Consider the following 15,559-nt stretch of genomic DNA (forward strand, 5'->3'; position numbering starts at 1 on the left):
ATGCTACAGCTAGTTCACTTCTCTTCTTAAGCTTCTGTGTCAATTTCGCCATGAGCAGTCTGAATAACTGCTTTACCTCTGATCTTAATAGCTGAAGTATGCTCGGTAAACTGTGCGATCATGACTTCCCCTTTATCTAGTTTCTCAGAGTGATGAAATCTAGTATCAGTTCCTCTCGTCAAACCGATAACGTTTACACCATCAGCCTTTGCTTTAATGACAATAAAATCGTTATTTGTAGAAGATTGACTTTTCATCATAATTCCTCCTCGGAATCGGTGTCCGTACTCATAATAATATCTCATTTGCTAATGCAGATTGTCAATGCAAAATAGTAAATACAGCTATTCTTTAATCAACGACAAAACTTCTGCTCTTGAAGCAGCATCCTTTTCAAAACAACCTCTAACTGCGGATGTAATTGTCTTTGAACCTGGCTTTTGAACTCCCCGCATCGTCATACACATATGCTCCGCTTCAATAACGACCATAACGCCATATGGCTTCAGCTTTTCAACAATTGCATCCGCAATTGTTGTTGTAATTCTTTCCTGTAGCTGAGGCCTGCGGGCAACAGCTTCAACAGATCTTGCTAATTTACTTAAACCGACAACTTTTCCACCTTTCGGTATGTAGGCAACATGCGCTTTCCCAAAAAAAGGAACTAAATGATGCTCACACATAGAATAAAAAGGTATATCCTTTACAAGAACTAATTCCTCATGCTGCTCACTAAATATCGTATTAAAGTAATCCTTTGGATCCTGATGAATCCCAGCAAAAACCTCTTCATACATTTTCGCAACTCTCTTAGGTGTATCTAATAGTCCCTCCCGATTTGGATCTTCCCCTACAGCTTCAAGTATTAATCGAACAGCCTGTTCAATCTTTTCATAATTCACCAAAACTCCCCCTAAATTGCAATTAGATTTATCTTTTACTAATCATTGTAATCTAAATGTTTATATGTATTCGCTTAGTCCTTGTCCTATGTTTATTAGTGTTGTAATAACTAGTAAAATGTCTTTTTTATTTTTTCTTAAAAGGATTATAGTATAAAGATTCTAGCATATAGAGGAATCAATAGCAAAAAAAGAAGAGTCGCACAATGTGCGACCCTCTATTTAGCCCTATTGTCTAGATTATGTAATAAATTACTTAACAGCATCTTTAAGGGCTTTACCTGGTTTGAATGCTGGTACCTTGCTAGCAGGTATTTCGATTTCCTCACCAGTTTGTGGATTACGTCCTTTGCGAGCTGCACGCTCACGTACTTCAAAGTTACCAAATCCAATTAATTGAACTTTGTCACCTTGTTTTAACGCGCCCATAATAGCTTCGAAAACAGAATCAACAGCTTTAGTAGCATCCTTTTTTGATAACTCAGTACCTTCAGCCACTGCGTTAATTAAATCTGTCTTGTTCATGCCATTCACCTCCTCCCAAACACAAGATAGGTAATACTGGTATAAATATCAATTTCATAAAACTATCATAGAACTACTTTATGAGTTTTTTTGATAGTTTAAAATAGCTGTTATTACCTTTGTATACAGTTTTAACTGATTCTATACCTTTTAACAGCTATATTTATTAACATGCCTAATATTAACCGACATTTGAAGATAATTCAATATTTTTCCGTAGTTTTTTCGAATAAATAAGCTATTTTTACCAATTTTTTAAAATAATGTTCACGAATTCGGGCAATTTTTATATACTTAGTACTTTATTGCTATTACATACGACATTATTCGACAATAATTTCCGATAAAAAAAGACTCCAAGCTGGAGTCGAAAATTAAAGGATGATCGCAATTAAACCGCCCGAACCTTCATTAATAATTCTTTCAAGTGTTTCTTTTAGCTTATAGCGTGCATTTTCAGGCATTAAAGACAGCTTTGCTTGAATTCCTTCTCGTACAATTGAACTTAGAGACCGCCCAAAAATGTCTGAATTCCAAATTGAAAGTGGGTCATCCTCAAAATCTTGCATTAAGTAACGAACAAGCTCTTCACTTTGTTTTTCTGTTCCAATAATTGGAGCAAATTCAGATTCTACGTCGACTTTCACCATATGAATAGACGGGGCAACTGCTCGCAAACGAACGCCAAATCGTGATCCTTGACGTATAATTTCAGGTTCATCCAAGCTCATATCTTGTAAAGAAGGTGCTGCGATGCCATATCCTGTTTGTTTTACCATCTTTAGTGCATCAGAGACTTGATCATATTCTGATTTTGCATGTGCAAAATCTTGCATTAGCTGTAACAAATGATCCTTACCACGGATTTCTACACCTACGACTTCTTTTAAAATCTGATCATAAAGATCGTCTGGTGCGTAAAGATCTATTTCAGCAATTCCTTGCCCCATTTCTATTCCAGCTAAACTCGCCTGTTCGATAAAATCATATTCGCCAAAATGACCAACAACTCGATCAACATCCCTTAACCGCTTAATATCCTTAACCGTATTTTTAACTGCTTCTTGATAGCTTTGGCGGAGCCAATGTTCATCACGTAATACCATAACCCAACTTGGGAGATTAACATTAACCTCTAATACTGGAAATTCATACAATGTTTCTCTAAGTACATTTAGAACGTCTTGTTCACGCATACTTTCTACACTCATTGCCAGTACTGGAATATCATACGTTTCATTTAATTCCTGTCTTAACCGCTCAGTATCAGGGTGATGTGGGTGAACCGTATTTATAATCATAATAAACGGTTTTCCAACCTCTTTGAGTTCCCCGATTACTCTTGCTTCTGATTCAACATAATCAGCTCTTGGAATATCACCAATAGAACCATCAGTTGTTATTACCACTCCCAAGGTTGAATGCTCCTGAATCACTTTTCTTGTACCAATTTCGGCAGCCTCATGAAAAGGAATGGGCTCCTCGTACCATGGTGTATTTATCATTCTCGGACCGTTTTCGTCCTCGTAACCCTTTGCCCCTGGCACTGTGTAACCAACACAATCTACTAACCTTATATTGACCTCTAAGCCATCCCCAACATGTACTGAAACAGCTTGATTAGGAACAAACTTTGGCTCTGTCGTCATGATCGTACGACCTGCAGCACTTTGAGGTAACTCATCTTGAGCACGGGCTTTATCCGCTTCATTTGTTATACTTGGTAATACCACCAATTCCATGAACTTTTTTATAAAGGTAGATTTCCCTGTTCTAACAGCACCTACAACACCTAGATAAATATCGCCGCCAGTGCGTTCGGCAATATCCTTAAAAATATCTACTTTCTCCATTTTGAACCCCTCCCGTCTTTCGTTCTGGGTAACATACTAGTGATATAAATGTATGATGTTGTCCCAATTAAATATGACCAAAAAAAATATTTTGTGGTTTTTTTATAGAACTTTTCAATTTTAAAAGAAAAAAACCCTGCTCTCTAAAAAGTATTAATGAAGAGCAGGGTTCATGACAAAAATTAAGTTATTCGGTTAAAAAAATTGGTTCATTATCTTTGATTGTATACGGTACTGAAAAAGCAGGCACAAAGTCATAGTGATTAACTAAAAGCTCACGAATATCATCACCAGTTTGATAGTCATTCTCAAAAGTTTGTAAAGCCTCAAATAAATCCGGTGAATAATCAACAAATATTTCACCATTCGTATCTATAAATAACGATAAATTTTTTTGTGAATAAGGGCTTCTTACATATGGCGGGTTTTCCCCGTATCCTAATTTTTCATAATCTAACAAATAATAGCCCGGTACTAAAGTATCTTTAAAAGGTGGATAGCCGTTTTTTTCTTTATAAAACTTAATTCTTAGCTTCAGCTCACGAATTGGGTCAACAGAGGTTAAATCAAGCAATTTAACTGTCGGATCTGTTTCAACATTCACTAAAACATATTGAAAGATCCCACCACTTTCAAACGCACTTGCGGGTGCCTCGGCTAGGAACCTTGGGATTAGCTTGTTAAAATCAATGACATATTTTTGATAGATTGGTGTTGAACTTTCTTTCGTTTTAATTGGTAAGATCCCGTTCTCTGCCTGTTGAAATTGATCAACAGCATTTTGAACGATGTTCAATTGATCCTTATATGGAATTCTATTTTGCGCTAATTTTTCTTTTGGGTATAAACAACCAGAAAGCATAACGAGCATTAATAGCCAACTGATAATAATGGTAATCTTTTTCAAAATTAATCCTCCCCAAACTGCTTCTTATTAGGCAAGTCTGCTATTCTGGTACTGGTCCACTAAAAACTACATAAAAGATGATTAAACCCGAAATAATCATAAATAGATAGGCAAACACTGCGAATATATTTTTTAAAACTCCCTTTAATTTAAAACGACTTAAATAAATCATTAGTAGTGATAAAAACATTGCCGCAATTCCAGCAAATGAGATCCACATTTTTAATATACCAGGGGTCACCTTTATCTCTCCTTTATCTCCACTGTTACTTTAACAGTAATTATATGATCGCTATTTATGTAAAAATTAATTTATATTTTCTTAATCTCCTTACAAAATCGGAGAAATTATAACATAACTTGTCCAACAAAGCACGTAAGAAAACATAGAAAGACACAAATCCCCTCCCAAAATACAGGAATTCAGTTTTCTTTCTTATACTTCAGGAAGGTAAAATTTCAAATAGTAAAAAATAGTAGTAAAAAATAGTAAAAAAAGCTAAAGCATGGGGCAAATGCTTTAGCTAAGCAGACTAAATTTCCCTTAAAGACACAGCTCACAAATTTGATACGCTTTATACTATGCTACAGATTAATAGGTCGACTCATCAAAGCGCCTATCCTACCTTATTTTTATTCACAATAGTAAGTAAAAATCTTTAAAATAATCTCACCTTTTGCAACGAGTTCATCTTGGATTGATCCCCCTTGTTGTTAGCACTACCATACTATATGCAAATAGATGGTATTAGGTACCCATTAGCATCTAGTACAAGTTGTAAATGAATTCATTGTCTTGACTAATACCTTATGGCTGCTCACTAACAGAAATTGATATCTCTTCAACTTCATGGGTTCGTACTCTCCCCATTAAAGCGCCGGCTGCATCTTTCGGTTTTCGCTTATTAAATAAGATGTCATAAATCGCTTTTGTGATTGGCATATCAACCTTTTCCTTCTGTGCTAATTGAAAGGCCGCCTTAGTTGTTCTAACACCTTCCACAACCATCCCCATATTTTCCAATACTTCTTCTAAATCCTTCCCTTTTCCCAACAAGTTACCAGCCCGCCAATTGCGACTGTGAACACTTGTACACGTAACAATTAAATCCCCTACACCAGCTAACCCAGCAAAAGTTAACGGATTTGCTCCCATTTTTGTTCCAAGTCTAGCAATTTCAGCTAATCCTCTTGTCATTAAAGCAGCTTTCGCATTATCTCCATACCCGAGGCCATCTGATATCCCTGCACCTAAAGCGATAATATTTTTCAAAGCACCACCTAATTCAACGCCAATAATGTCCGGGTTCGTATAAACTCTAAAATTCTGATTCATAAATAAATCTTGAATAAATTCAGCAGCCTTTATATTTACAGATGATGAAGTGACTGTAGTTGGTTTTCTTTTACTTACTTCTTCAGCATGAGAAGGTCCTGATAATACGACAACGTCACTTAATAAGTGATCCGGAACTTCCTCTGTAATCATTTCGGAGATTCGTTTTAAAGTATCAGGTTCTATTCCTTTACTAACATGACAAATGATCACCTTTGAATCAAGGAGAGGGATTATTTTTCTCACAACTTCACGAATTGCTTTCGTTGGTACGGCTAAAATAACCGTATCCATACCATCCAAAGCCGATGATAACGACGTAAACCCAATAATATTATCAGGCAATTGAATATCTGGTAAATATTTTTTGTTTGTATGATCATTATTTATTTCATTAATTTGGTCATCACGGTGTCCCCATAATCGTACTTCATGGCCATTGTCTGCAAGCACCATTGCTAAAGCCGTGCCCCAGCTTCCTGCTCCGATCATTGCGCATTTCCCCATTTTTAACAGCTCCTTACACAAAAAATTATTACGTGGCGTTCCCGTTTATTATCTCTATTTTAATTGCCTTGCAAATGAATAATAGATATTTACTTTACTTTCGAGCACGGGCGATTATTTTGATCGGTGTACCAGTAAATTCAAACGCATCACGAATCCTATTTTCTAAAAAGCGCTCGTATGAAAAATGTAGTAAGTCTGGATCATTGACAAATATTACAAATGTTGGTGGTTTGACTGCAACCTGAGTTGCATAGTAAATCTTCAATCTCGTCCCACGGTCAGTTGGAGTTGGGTTCATAGCTACAGCATCCATAATGACATCATTCAATACATTTGTTTGCACACGCATATTATGATTTTCTGAAGCAACATTAATCATTGGTAAAAGGGTATGAATTCTCTTCTTAGTTTTTGCCGATAAGAAAACAATTGGTGCGTAGTCAAGAAATTGAAAGTTGTCTCTAATCGTTTCTTCAAATTTCTTCATCGTTTTTTCATCTTTATCAACAGCATCCCATTTATTTACAACGATAACGACTGCTCGTCCGGCATCATGAGCATATCCGGCAATTTTTTTATCTTGCTCAATGATCCCTCGTTCACCATCTAAAACAACAAGGACAACATCTGAGCGTTCTATCGCTTTTAGTGCACGGAGAACACTATATTTTTCAAGATTTTCATATACTTTGCCTCGTTTTCTCATTCCGGCAGTATCAATAATCACATACTCTTGCCCATCACGAGTTAGCCTTGTATCAATTGCATCACGAGTTGTCCCTTCAATTTCACTAACTATTACTCTTTCTTCACCTAAAATGGCATTAACTAGAGAAGATTTCCCGACATTCGGACGTCCAATTAGGCAAAACTGGATGGTTGAATCATCATAATCGTCCTCTGCTTTTGTTGGGAAATGGTTTACAACTTCATCTAATAAATCCCCTAAACCAAGACCATGAGACCCGGATATCGGATATGGCTCTCCACAGCCTAGTGAATAAAACTCATATATGAACTCCTTCATTTCTGGATTATCAATTTTATTTACAGCCAGTACAACAGGTTTTTTAGAGCGAAATAATAACTTTGCAACCTCTTCATCGGCTGCTGTAATCCCCTCGCGTCCATTCACCATGAAAATAATAACATCTGCTTCCTCTATCGCAATTTCTGCTTGTTGACGCATTTGAACTAATAAAGGTTCGTCACCTACTTCAATCCCGCCTGTGTCAATAATATTAAATGTATTGTTCAACCATTCTGCAGAGCTATATATTCGATCCCTTGTAACACCTGGTACATCTTCAACGATCGAGATCCGCTCTCCAACAACACGATTAAAGATGGTTGACTTCCCAACATTTGGCCGGCCAACAATTGCAACAACTGGTTTTGCCACTCGTATCCTCTCCTTCCAGGACATTTCAACACACATAATCCATTTATTTATTACGAGTTATTAGGTCGTTTATAATAATCTCCTTACCAATTAAATAATCTTACCAAATCTAAACATCGCTAACAACATTTTCATTTGAAAAGATTTCTTTTTGACTAATTAGTGCTTTACTATAACATATACTTCATCCGTTAGCCTATGGGCGATGCCATCTAATATTGCCTCTAAATTAGCGGCGACATGTTCCATTTCATCTTTAGTTTCGCAAGTGAAAACGGCCGTTGCGCCGTTTACTTTATCTTTATTTGTTGTAATAATCGCCAAAATATACTTTTCTAAACTCATTGTAGCCTTCTCCCCTTTTTATTTGCTTTCGCTTCCGTAGGCATGCGTATAGCGTTTTCGAGAACAGGAACCTCACCAATGACAGCCTTTGCTTTCTGAATATCTTTTTCTTGTGGCAATATAAATACACCTACGCGACCATCATCTAAATCTCTTTTCGCAAGTGGTACTAAAGCCGGTGTTCCTGAATCACGAAACACCCCTAAGGCAACAGACACGTCATGTAAAATTGCTTGACGTTGTCCAAGGTTTGCAATCGTTGAACGGACATTAAAATTTTTCGGTTTTAAAATAAAACCCATTCCATACTTTAAAATTTCATCCTGCCGTTGAGGCAAACCAATATTCATTATATAAATGTTATCAATATAAAGGCCGGGACCTTCAAACCTTAATTCATGATGTTCAATCTCAACGATTTCTTTTAATTTTCCACCTGTCATCAACATTTTTGAAAGGAATAGACATATAAAACCTGCAATAATTGCTGCCCACCAAGAAATTACTAAATATACAAGGGTTGTTAGGAACGATGTGAATATCACCAAGTAATTTCGGCCTTCAAAAGCAACTGCAATCCCTTCTATGTACGTATTGCCTCTTGGGACTAATTCATAACTATCAAGCTCTGTCAAAGTATTTCTCTCCATATTGCGGACTTCACGAAATTGTGAGGCAGCAACTGTTAAAAATGTAATCGCTGTAAAATCTTGTTCCATAATCGAAGGAACTGCAACTGTACCGAGTCCTGCTGCAATAAAGCCTAATGCAATATGAATAACTTTTCCATGTAAATAGGTAGGATATTGACGATAATCCGTTTTTAACATATAGAGCCGCGAAAGTGTACCAATTACAACACCAAACAAAATTGGATATGTATATTCATTCATCAGTTAACCCTGCCTTTCCTTAATTCCTTTATAAAAGGTAGCCTCAAAGTAAACGGCGATCCGTTCCAATATATTCCAAATTACAATTAATAACATCATAATTGCTAAACTATCTAAAAATTGAAATGAACCAATTTCGTACCGAAAAGAAAAGGTAGAGAGTATAAAAGAATATAATAACTCACCATTTGAAACACCAATTATCGTGATTACAATACGATCTTGTTTATCTTTAATAAGCATTAGCGTTAAATAAACGATAGCAAATGCCAACATCCATTTCCGGTTAAAGATTAACCAAACTGGATCAAACAATTCAAACAAATGAAAGCCAACATATCCAACCGTAATAATGAGTGTGCAAATAGAATAATAATATATGGTTAAGCTACTCTTTTTGGCCATTACGAAGAAACTAAAAATAAACAGCAGTAAAAACGTAAATCGAAAAGAAAATTCACCTAACTGCAATGTTTGGGAACTGCAAATAATTGCTCCTAAAACAACAAAACTTACTAACGTTCTGACCTTTGTCTTTTTCATAAAAAAAGTTGACAAAACCCAAACTATCCAAGCAACCCAATAAAAATATATCCCTTCCACTTCAATCACCATCCATCAAACATTATGACTCAAATGTTGTCATTTCATTCCAACTAGTAGGAATAATGAGATAAGAGTTGCAAAATACTAGTAAAGACGGACATTAATTTGAAAGGGGTACATGGAAATGGGACGTGATCGCCAAGAAACGAAGTTAATAAAATCAGGAAGAGTTCAATCAGACCGTGATCAAAGTTTGAATAATAAAGGGGCTACCATCCTTGAAGGGCCCGACGAAGCAAGAGAACGAAACAAATAAGGCTGTCCTAATGGACAGCCTTATTTAAATGACTTACGTAAACTATATAATCTTGTATCTATACCTCGTTCATGAAGCCAGTGATGAGTTTTGCCACTTATAATAATGGGCGCTTTTTGAAGTTGAGAAATGCTAGTTACACCTAAAGCAGTCATTATAACTTTTAAATTCGATTTTAACATGTTAATTTCATTTATTAATGAGTCTTCACCTTTTGTTGAAAGCAGTTTCAAAAAATATCCAGCAAATGAGGTAGCAGATGCTCCCAAGGATATTGACTTCGCAATATCTAACGAATTTCTCAAACCTCCTGATGAAATAACAGATACAAGTGGAGCCTGTAATGTTACCTCTACAAGTGAAGCTGCAGTCGGAATACCCCAATTATTAAAAAATGATAGCTCAATGTCGCGACGCTTATTTTCAATCCTTGCAAAATTCGTTCCACCATAGCCACCAACATCAATAATAGATACTCCTGCATTTAAAATTTTCACTACAGTTTCACGACTTATACCGAATCCGACTTCTTTAATAATAATTGGCACTTCTAATTGGGTAGCCATTTCCTCAAGTCTTGTTAAAACTCCCCTAAAATCACGGTCACCTTCAGGCATTGTTAACTCTTGAATAACATTTAAATGAATTTGTAGAGCATTTGCTTCCAGCATTTCAACAGCAAGCTTTGCCTCCTCAACAGTTGCCTCACTGCCAAGGTTTGCAAATACTATACCAGTTGGATTTTCCTTACGGATGATCTGGTACGTTTTAACCTCATTACAATTTTTTAAGGCAGCCATTTGGGAGCCAACAGCTATTGGAAGCTGACACTCCCTTGCAACCATTGCTAAACTGCGGTTTATTTCAGTTGTTTGTGCACCACCGCCACCTGTCATTGCATTGATTATAATAGGCGAACTTAAAGTAAGTTCGCCTATTCTTGTGTTTAATGATACTTCATCAATAGAAATCTCTGGAATGCTTTGATGTACAAATTGAATGTCATCTAAACCGTGATCATGAGCTTGTTCGATTGCTAATGCATGCTGGATATGTTGTAGTTTTCGTTCGGCTCTTGTCACATAATCACTTCTTTGCTATTTTAATTTTTTTAATTGATCACCAATCATATCCCCTAATGAAAAGCCAGAGGATGCCTCTTCTTCTTGTTGGTAATTTTTATAATCCTCTTGAATATGATCCTCAAGTAATTCGCGAATACTTAAAGAGATCCGTTGTTGTTGTTTATTGATCTCTAATACTTTTACTTTGACAATTTCTCCTTCTTTTAATACTTCGTGAGGTGTAGCAATATGACGATTTGATATTTGTGAAATATGAACAAGCCCCTCAACATTTGGAGCTACTTCAACAAATGCACCAAAATTAACTAAGCGTTTTATCTTCCCTTCGACGATATCACCTGGCACAAGTTCAAGCATATCCCATGGACCAGGTAAGGTTTCTTTAATTGATAGTGATACTCTTTCATTTTCTTTATCAACTGCAAGTACCTTCACTTTTACCGTCTGTCCTTCCTCCACAACATCAGAAGGTTTTTCAACATGATTGTGGGCTAATTGTGATATATGTACTAAACCGTCAATCCCACCGATGTCTACAAATACACCAAAATCAGTTAATCTTTGTACTACACCTTCGATTACTTGGCCTACATGTAAAGAATCAAATGTTTGTTGTTTCTTAGCTGCAATTTCATCGTCAAGTACAGCTCGATGAGAGAGAATTACGCGATTTTTTTCCTGATCTAGTTCAACAACCTTTAATCGCAAAAGCTGACCTTTATATTCTGAAAAATCCTCAACAAAATGACGCTCAACAAGCGACGCCGGAATAAATCCACGGATTCCAACGTCAACAACTAAACCACCTTTAACAACATCCTTAACCTCAGCTTCGAAAACCTCACCATTTTCAAACTTTTTTTCAAGATTATCCCATGCTTTTTCAGCATCTATAGCTTTTTTTGATAGGATGATCTCCTCTTCGGCAACTTTAATAACTTTTAATATAAGCTCATCATTAACACTTACAACATCGCTAGATTTTTCAATATGTAAACTTGCCAACTCACTAATTGGTACAATTCCTTCAACTTTATAACCGATATCTACTAAAACATGCTTGTCTTCGACTTTTGTTACCTTGCCACTAACAGTATCCCCTACTGTAAATGATTTTACGCTTACATCTTGATTCATTTCTTCCGTCATGAAAACAACCTCCTCAATCAACAAACACCAGTCTGCTTTTCCTGAATTTTGAACTGAAAAATATCCTTTTTTCTAACTTCTAATAAACGCTACATTTTGTCAAGTATATTGTATAGTTATTACAATGTATTAACGATTATTTCTAATTAATTCAGCTATACTGTTCATAATAATATCAGTCGCTTCCTGTGGGGATGCTTTATGCGCACGAATTGGTTCAAAATCAAGCGGCTCTCCATATATTACTTTTATTCTAGTAAATCGTTTATACGGTCCGATGATCGCACATGGTACGATGATTGCATTGGATCTAAGTGCAAAAAATCCTGCCCCGGCAAGACCTTGACCAACCTCTCCAGTTTTACTACGAGTACCTTCTGGGAATAATCCCAGTACCCGACCTTCCTTCAATAAAGATAGTCCCTTTTTTAGAGCACCTCGATCACTCATTCCACGTTTTACTGGAAATGCTCTAATTCCTCGGAGTATTGTTTTTAAAACAGGGATGTTAAATAGTTCATCTTTAGCCATAAAGCTAATATCTCTAGGACATGTAACCCCTACAAGTGGTGGGTCATTATTTGAAATATGATTACTACATAGCAACACTCCACCCTCTTTAGGAATATTTTCTGTGCCAATTACTTCAACCTTATAAAGGGATTTATAATAAATACTGCATAATGATTTCCCAATCGTATAAAGCTCCATAGCATCATATCCTTTCTTTAATCAATTGGATGATTTTATCAATTACCTGGTCAATCGTTAAAGATGTAGTATCAATTTCAATAGCATCGACTGCTTTTTTTAACGGAGCAATAGTTCTTTCTGAATCAACCTTATCTCTCATAGCAATCTCTTCCTTCAATTTCTCTAAATCTACTTGAAATCCCTTCTGTAAATTTTCTTCATATCTTCTTTTTGCTCGTTCTTCAACTGAGGCAACCATAAAAACCTTTACTTCTGCATTTGGCAGTACATGTGTACCGATATCACGACCGTCCATAACAACTCCGCCTCCAACAGCCATTTGTTGTTGTCTTTCAACCATTAATTTGCGAATGCCAGCAAGCTTTGCGACATTTGATACATTATTTGTTACTTCGTTTGATCGTATTTCTTCCGTAACATCGTCCCCATCAACAAGGACACGTTGCACTTCGCCATTAGGTTGTAGCTCAATTCTAGTTTTTTCTAATAATTCAACGAGTGACTGTTCGTCTTCTAAGTTTATTTTATGTTTCAATGCTTTATACGTTATGGCACGGTACATCGCACCTGTATCTATGTATATATATGAACATTCTTTCGCAATCTGCCTTGCAACTGTACTTTTCCCCGCTGCTGCTGGCCCATCAATCGCAATCGAAATCTTTTTCAACGAAAACACCCTCTTTATGTAATATGTGCTAAAAATGAAATAAAAGCAGGCTAACCTGCTTTGTTTATCGATTCATTGTTTCAACAATTTCAGTATATTGATCTTTCATTACACCCTCATAGTAAATAATCTTATTTAAATAAGGAGCTAACGACTGATAAGATAATAACCATTGACTAATGATTAAAAGAATAAAATGCAGGACGATAAATCTAAGTATATATTTTTCGATGATTCTCATAATAGACACCCAACCATTTTTTTGATTAGTGTCCCTCACAACATTAAAAAGTATACGTTTAATACCCTTTTTTCCGATCCATTAGCTGGCGATCAAAGCAATACCTTGTAATTTGCTGTTTTTGTGTTTCGTTTAAATCTACAAATTGTATCGGTGCTTTATCACGGCTACCACCTGTACCATTAATGATCCGAATGATTTTACTTAAAGTTTTTATATAAAAATACTCCCCATTTGACAAAGGTAATACTATATAACACATAAATTCAGTCTGTGGTTTTAGTTGATGCTTAGGTGGAAGAATAATCGATGCCCCGCCAGCACTTATGTCTGCTGTTACCGTTGTAAATGCCTCAAATTCAGCGTTTAGTGGATGGACGGCCACATCAACATTGGCATCAACACGAACAAATTCTCTCCTTTGAATTCGAACTAACTTATCATTTCCTGGGTAATTGATTACTAGCATCGGAATATTTGCCTTTTTCCGTGCAAGTATCTCCGAATCAAACATATAGATTGCACTATCCTTCGCATAAAAAGATACTTTTATTTCCGTCCCATCAAGTAAAAAGGCTGTTTTCCCCGTCTTCTCATTTATAGGATAATCTATGAATAAATAGTTATCTTTTTTTTCAACAACCTTACACTTAAAACGTTGTCGCTCCTCTGAATATTTTAATTCTATAAAAATTTTATCTCCAATATTCAGCACTTTAAACCCCTCCGATACTCTCCTACTGTTTATTATCTCATGGAATAAAAAAAAGAAAAAGTCTATGAAACGACTTTTCCTAAATTTTAAATTATATTTTTTGATAGATTGGTTCCGCATTTTTTAGCTTCTCGACTTTTTCCTCAGTTCCATCCTTCGCATTTATATAGATACGGTACGTATCGTTATCTATTGTACCTAAAAATTCGTAGCATAGAACTTCATCACCATTCGTGCTATTAATAACAACCAACCGTTTTTCCATAACCATGACGCTTTTGTTAATTTTCTTAGATGCATCCTCTTCATTAATTACTGGCTTAGGTAGATTACGCTCATGATGTGACATTAAATACTCTTCGGCTGAAAATCCAACAATGTCCCCATTATCTAATGCAACTTTTATTCGGATCGAATCAGGATATATTCGAACATTGTCTACCTTTGAAACAAATGTAAAAACACCGATTGAATCGTATTGAGCACTCTCAAAAAGCTCTAAGTCTTTAAAGTTATGCTGATTTAAATATTTTTTTGCCTTTTCAGTTGCTTCGTTAAGACTTAGTTTTTGTTTTGATATTTCACGGTCATTAATTGCCCAAATCGGATAACCGCCTTTTTTTGTAATGTCAATATATATTTGGGAATCCTGCTTGGGCGAATTAATTGTCAAGCTATAAAATCCATAATCTGATCCATCTCCGTTTTCTTCAACACTAACCTTAACATCCTCCTCTATCGAAAGAAACTTTTTAGCAGCTATTGTAGCCTGTTCCGCAGTTATCTCTTTTCCTGCTATATATTGAAAGTTTTCATCTTTTTCCGCTTTCATTTGCGAAAATTCAGGACCAAATTCAGATTCAGAATAGCCCTCCACATTTTTCTCAACCGTTTTAAACCCATCGATAATGGTGTTATCCATGTTCGTATCTTCAGTAGCTAAAGCAAGCTCTACATCCATCCATCTTAAATTGTTTTCAATGACTTGATGTTGAACTTTTCTCAACTCCTGTTGAATTTCTGTAGCGTGACTATATAACTGTTTTAAAGTTTTATATTCACTGTCTGTTAAAGGGTCCTTTTCTAAGTCTCGTATGGCTGTTTGGTAAGAGAAATCTCCAATTTTCGATAAAAATTCTTCTGTTTTGTTAAAGGGCAAAAGTGCTAATGGCAATTGCCCAACATTGGATTGAGCCTCTGCAGTTATTCGCCACACCTCTGCAAGTGTTGGAGAAAGCTGACTACGAGAATTCATAGCTAATGTAGTGCCAATTTTATCCTGCAATAAATCAAGCTCATACGTTAACTCATGAAAAGCCCGTTGATAATTGTTTTCTGCTTGGATAAGAACCGCATTTTTCTCCTGATGCTCTTTGTAACCCCAAATGCCAGTACCAATTACTATAATTCCAAAAAAAACAAGTAAAATTGTTCGGAGCAAGAAAAGTCA

General features: G+C 35.9%; 19 protein-coding genes. 1 reads left to right on the top strand and 18 read right to left on the bottom strand.

Annotation, left to right across the window (positions count from 1 at the left end; all coding sequences use genetic code 11):
* Positions 1 to 26 precede the first annotated feature (26 nt).
* The 11 genes from mtrB to D612_RS0111360 form a co-directional block, all read right to left on the bottom strand.
* Positions 27 to 257, bottom strand: a complete 231-nt coding sequence (mtrB, locus tag D612_RS0111310; RefSeq protein ID WP_017755588.1) for a trp RNA-binding attenuation protein MtrB — start codon at positions 255 to 257, stop codon at positions 27 to 29.
* Positions 258 to 344: 87 nt separating this feature from the next.
* Complete coding sequence (gene folE, locus D612_RS0111315; protein ID WP_017755589.1) at positions 345 to 902, bottom strand: GTP cyclohydrolase I FolE; 558 nt, start codon at positions 900 to 902, stop codon at positions 345 to 347.
* A gap of 252 nt (positions 903 to 1,154) precedes the next feature.
* Positions 1,155 to 1,427, bottom strand: coding sequence for an HU family DNA-binding protein (locus D612_RS0111320; RefSeq protein WP_017755590.1), 273 nt, complete (start codon positions 1,425 to 1,427; stop codon positions 1,155 to 1,157).
* A 374-nt stretch (positions 1,428 to 1,801) separates the two neighbouring features.
* Positions 1,802 to 3,280, bottom strand: coding sequence for a stage IV sporulation protein A (spoIVA, locus tag D612_RS0111325; RefSeq protein WP_017755591.1), 1,479 nt, complete (start codon positions 3,278 to 3,280; stop codon positions 1,802 to 1,804).
* 187 nt (positions 3,281 to 3,467) lie between these two features.
* A complete protein-coding gene (locus D612_RS0111330; protein ID WP_017755592.1) occupies positions 3,468 to 4,187 on the bottom strand; it encodes a hypothetical protein in 720 nt (239 codons plus the stop codon).
* Positions 4,188 to 4,227: 40 nt separating this feature from the next.
* Positions 4,228 to 4,428, bottom strand: a complete 201-nt coding sequence (locus D612_RS0111335) for a DUF2768 domain-containing protein (protein WP_017755593.1) — start codon at positions 4,426 to 4,428, stop codon at positions 4,228 to 4,230.
* Between the two features lie 567 nt (positions 4,429 to 4,995).
* Positions 4,996 to 6,030, bottom strand: coding sequence for an NAD(P)H-dependent glycerol-3-phosphate dehydrogenase (locus D612_RS0111340; RefSeq protein WP_017755594.1), 1,035 nt, complete (start codon positions 6,028 to 6,030; stop codon positions 4,996 to 4,998).
* 94 nt (positions 6,031 to 6,124) lie between these two features.
* The gene (gene der, locus D612_RS0111345) at positions 6,125 to 7,435 is read right to left on the bottom strand and encodes a ribosome biogenesis GTPase Der (protein ID WP_017755595.1); all 1,311 of its coding nucleotides are present in this window, start codon (positions 7,433 to 7,435) and stop codon (positions 6,125 to 6,127) included.
* A 159-nt stretch (positions 7,436 to 7,594) separates the two neighbouring features.
* Complete coding sequence (locus D612_RS0111350; RefSeq protein WP_017755596.1) at positions 7,595 to 7,780, bottom strand: capping complex subunit for YIEGIA; 186 nt, start codon at positions 7,778 to 7,780, stop codon at positions 7,595 to 7,597.
* The gene (locus D612_RS0111355) at positions 7,777 to 8,673 is read right to left on the bottom strand and encodes a YIEGIA family protein (protein WP_017755597.1); all 897 of its coding nucleotides are present in this window, start codon (positions 8,671 to 8,673) and stop codon (positions 7,777 to 7,779) included. The genes D612_RS0111350 and D612_RS0111355 overlap by 4 nt, the downstream gene beginning before the upstream one ends.
* A 3-nt stretch (positions 8,674 to 8,676) precedes the next feature.
* A complete protein-coding gene (locus D612_RS0111360; RefSeq protein ID WP_456058822.1) occupies positions 8,677 to 9,288 on the bottom strand; it encodes a YphA family membrane protein in 612 nt (203 codons plus the stop codon).
* Between the two features lie 115 nt (positions 9,289 to 9,403).
* Here D612_RS0111360 and D612_RS19080 point away from each other — a divergent pair, with 115 nt between their 5' ends.
* The gene (locus tag D612_RS19080) at positions 9,404 to 9,535 is read left to right on the top strand and encodes a YpzI family protein (RefSeq protein ID WP_017755599.1); all 132 of its coding nucleotides are present in this window, start codon (positions 9,404 to 9,406) and stop codon (positions 9,533 to 9,535) included.
* Between the two features lie 20 nt (positions 9,536 to 9,555).
* On the opposite strand, the gene fni is transcribed toward D612_RS19080, so the two are convergent.
* The 7 genes from fni to ypeB form a co-directional block, all read right to left on the bottom strand.
* The gene (fni, locus tag D612_RS0111370) at positions 9,556 to 10,617 is read right to left on the bottom strand and encodes a type 2 isopentenyl-diphosphate Delta-isomerase (protein WP_017755600.1); all 1,062 of its coding nucleotides are present in this window, start codon (positions 10,615 to 10,617) and stop codon (positions 9,556 to 9,558) included.
* A 15-nt stretch (positions 10,618 to 10,632) separates the two neighbouring features.
* Positions 10,633 to 11,769 carry a 30S ribosomal protein S1 gene (gene rpsA / locus D612_RS0111375; protein WP_017755601.1) on the bottom strand — a complete coding sequence of 379 codons (1,137 nt, stop codon included), beginning with the start codon at positions 11,767 to 11,769 and terminating at the stop codon, positions 10,633 to 10,635.
* 129 nt (positions 11,770 to 11,898) lie between these two features.
* Positions 11,899 to 12,480: a lysophospholipid acyltransferase family protein gene (locus tag D612_RS0111380; protein ID WP_017755602.1), complete on the bottom strand. Its 582-nt coding sequence runs from the start codon at positions 12,478 to 12,480 to the stop codon at positions 11,899 to 11,901.
* A gap of 4 nt (positions 12,481 to 12,484) precedes the next feature.
* Positions 12,485 to 13,153, bottom strand: a complete 669-nt coding sequence (gene cmk / locus D612_RS0111385; protein WP_017755603.1) for a (d)CMP kinase — start codon at positions 13,151 to 13,153, stop codon at positions 12,485 to 12,487.
* A 64-nt stretch (positions 13,154 to 13,217) separates the two neighbouring features.
* A complete protein-coding gene (locus D612_RS19645) occupies positions 13,218 to 13,394 on the bottom strand; it encodes a YpfB family protein (RefSeq protein WP_017755604.1) in 177 nt (58 codons plus the stop codon).
* A gap of 58 nt (positions 13,395 to 13,452) precedes the next feature.
* The gene (locus D612_RS0111395) at positions 13,453 to 14,109 is read right to left on the bottom strand and encodes a flagellar brake protein (RefSeq protein WP_017755605.1); all 657 of its coding nucleotides are present in this window, start codon (positions 14,107 to 14,109) and stop codon (positions 13,453 to 13,455) included.
* A 91-nt stretch (positions 14,110 to 14,200) separates the two neighbouring features.
* Entirely contained in the window at positions 14,201 to 15,550 is a 1,350-nt protein-coding gene (gene ypeB / locus D612_RS0111400; protein ID WP_017755606.1) for a germination protein YpeB, read from the bottom strand.
* Positions 15,551 to 15,559: the final 9 nt, after the last annotated feature.

Source organism: Calidifontibacillus oryziterrae (assembly GCF_000331575.1).
GTDB lineage: Bacteria > Bacillota > Bacilli > Bacillales > Bacillaceae_J > Calidifontibacillus_A > Calidifontibacillus_A oryziterrae.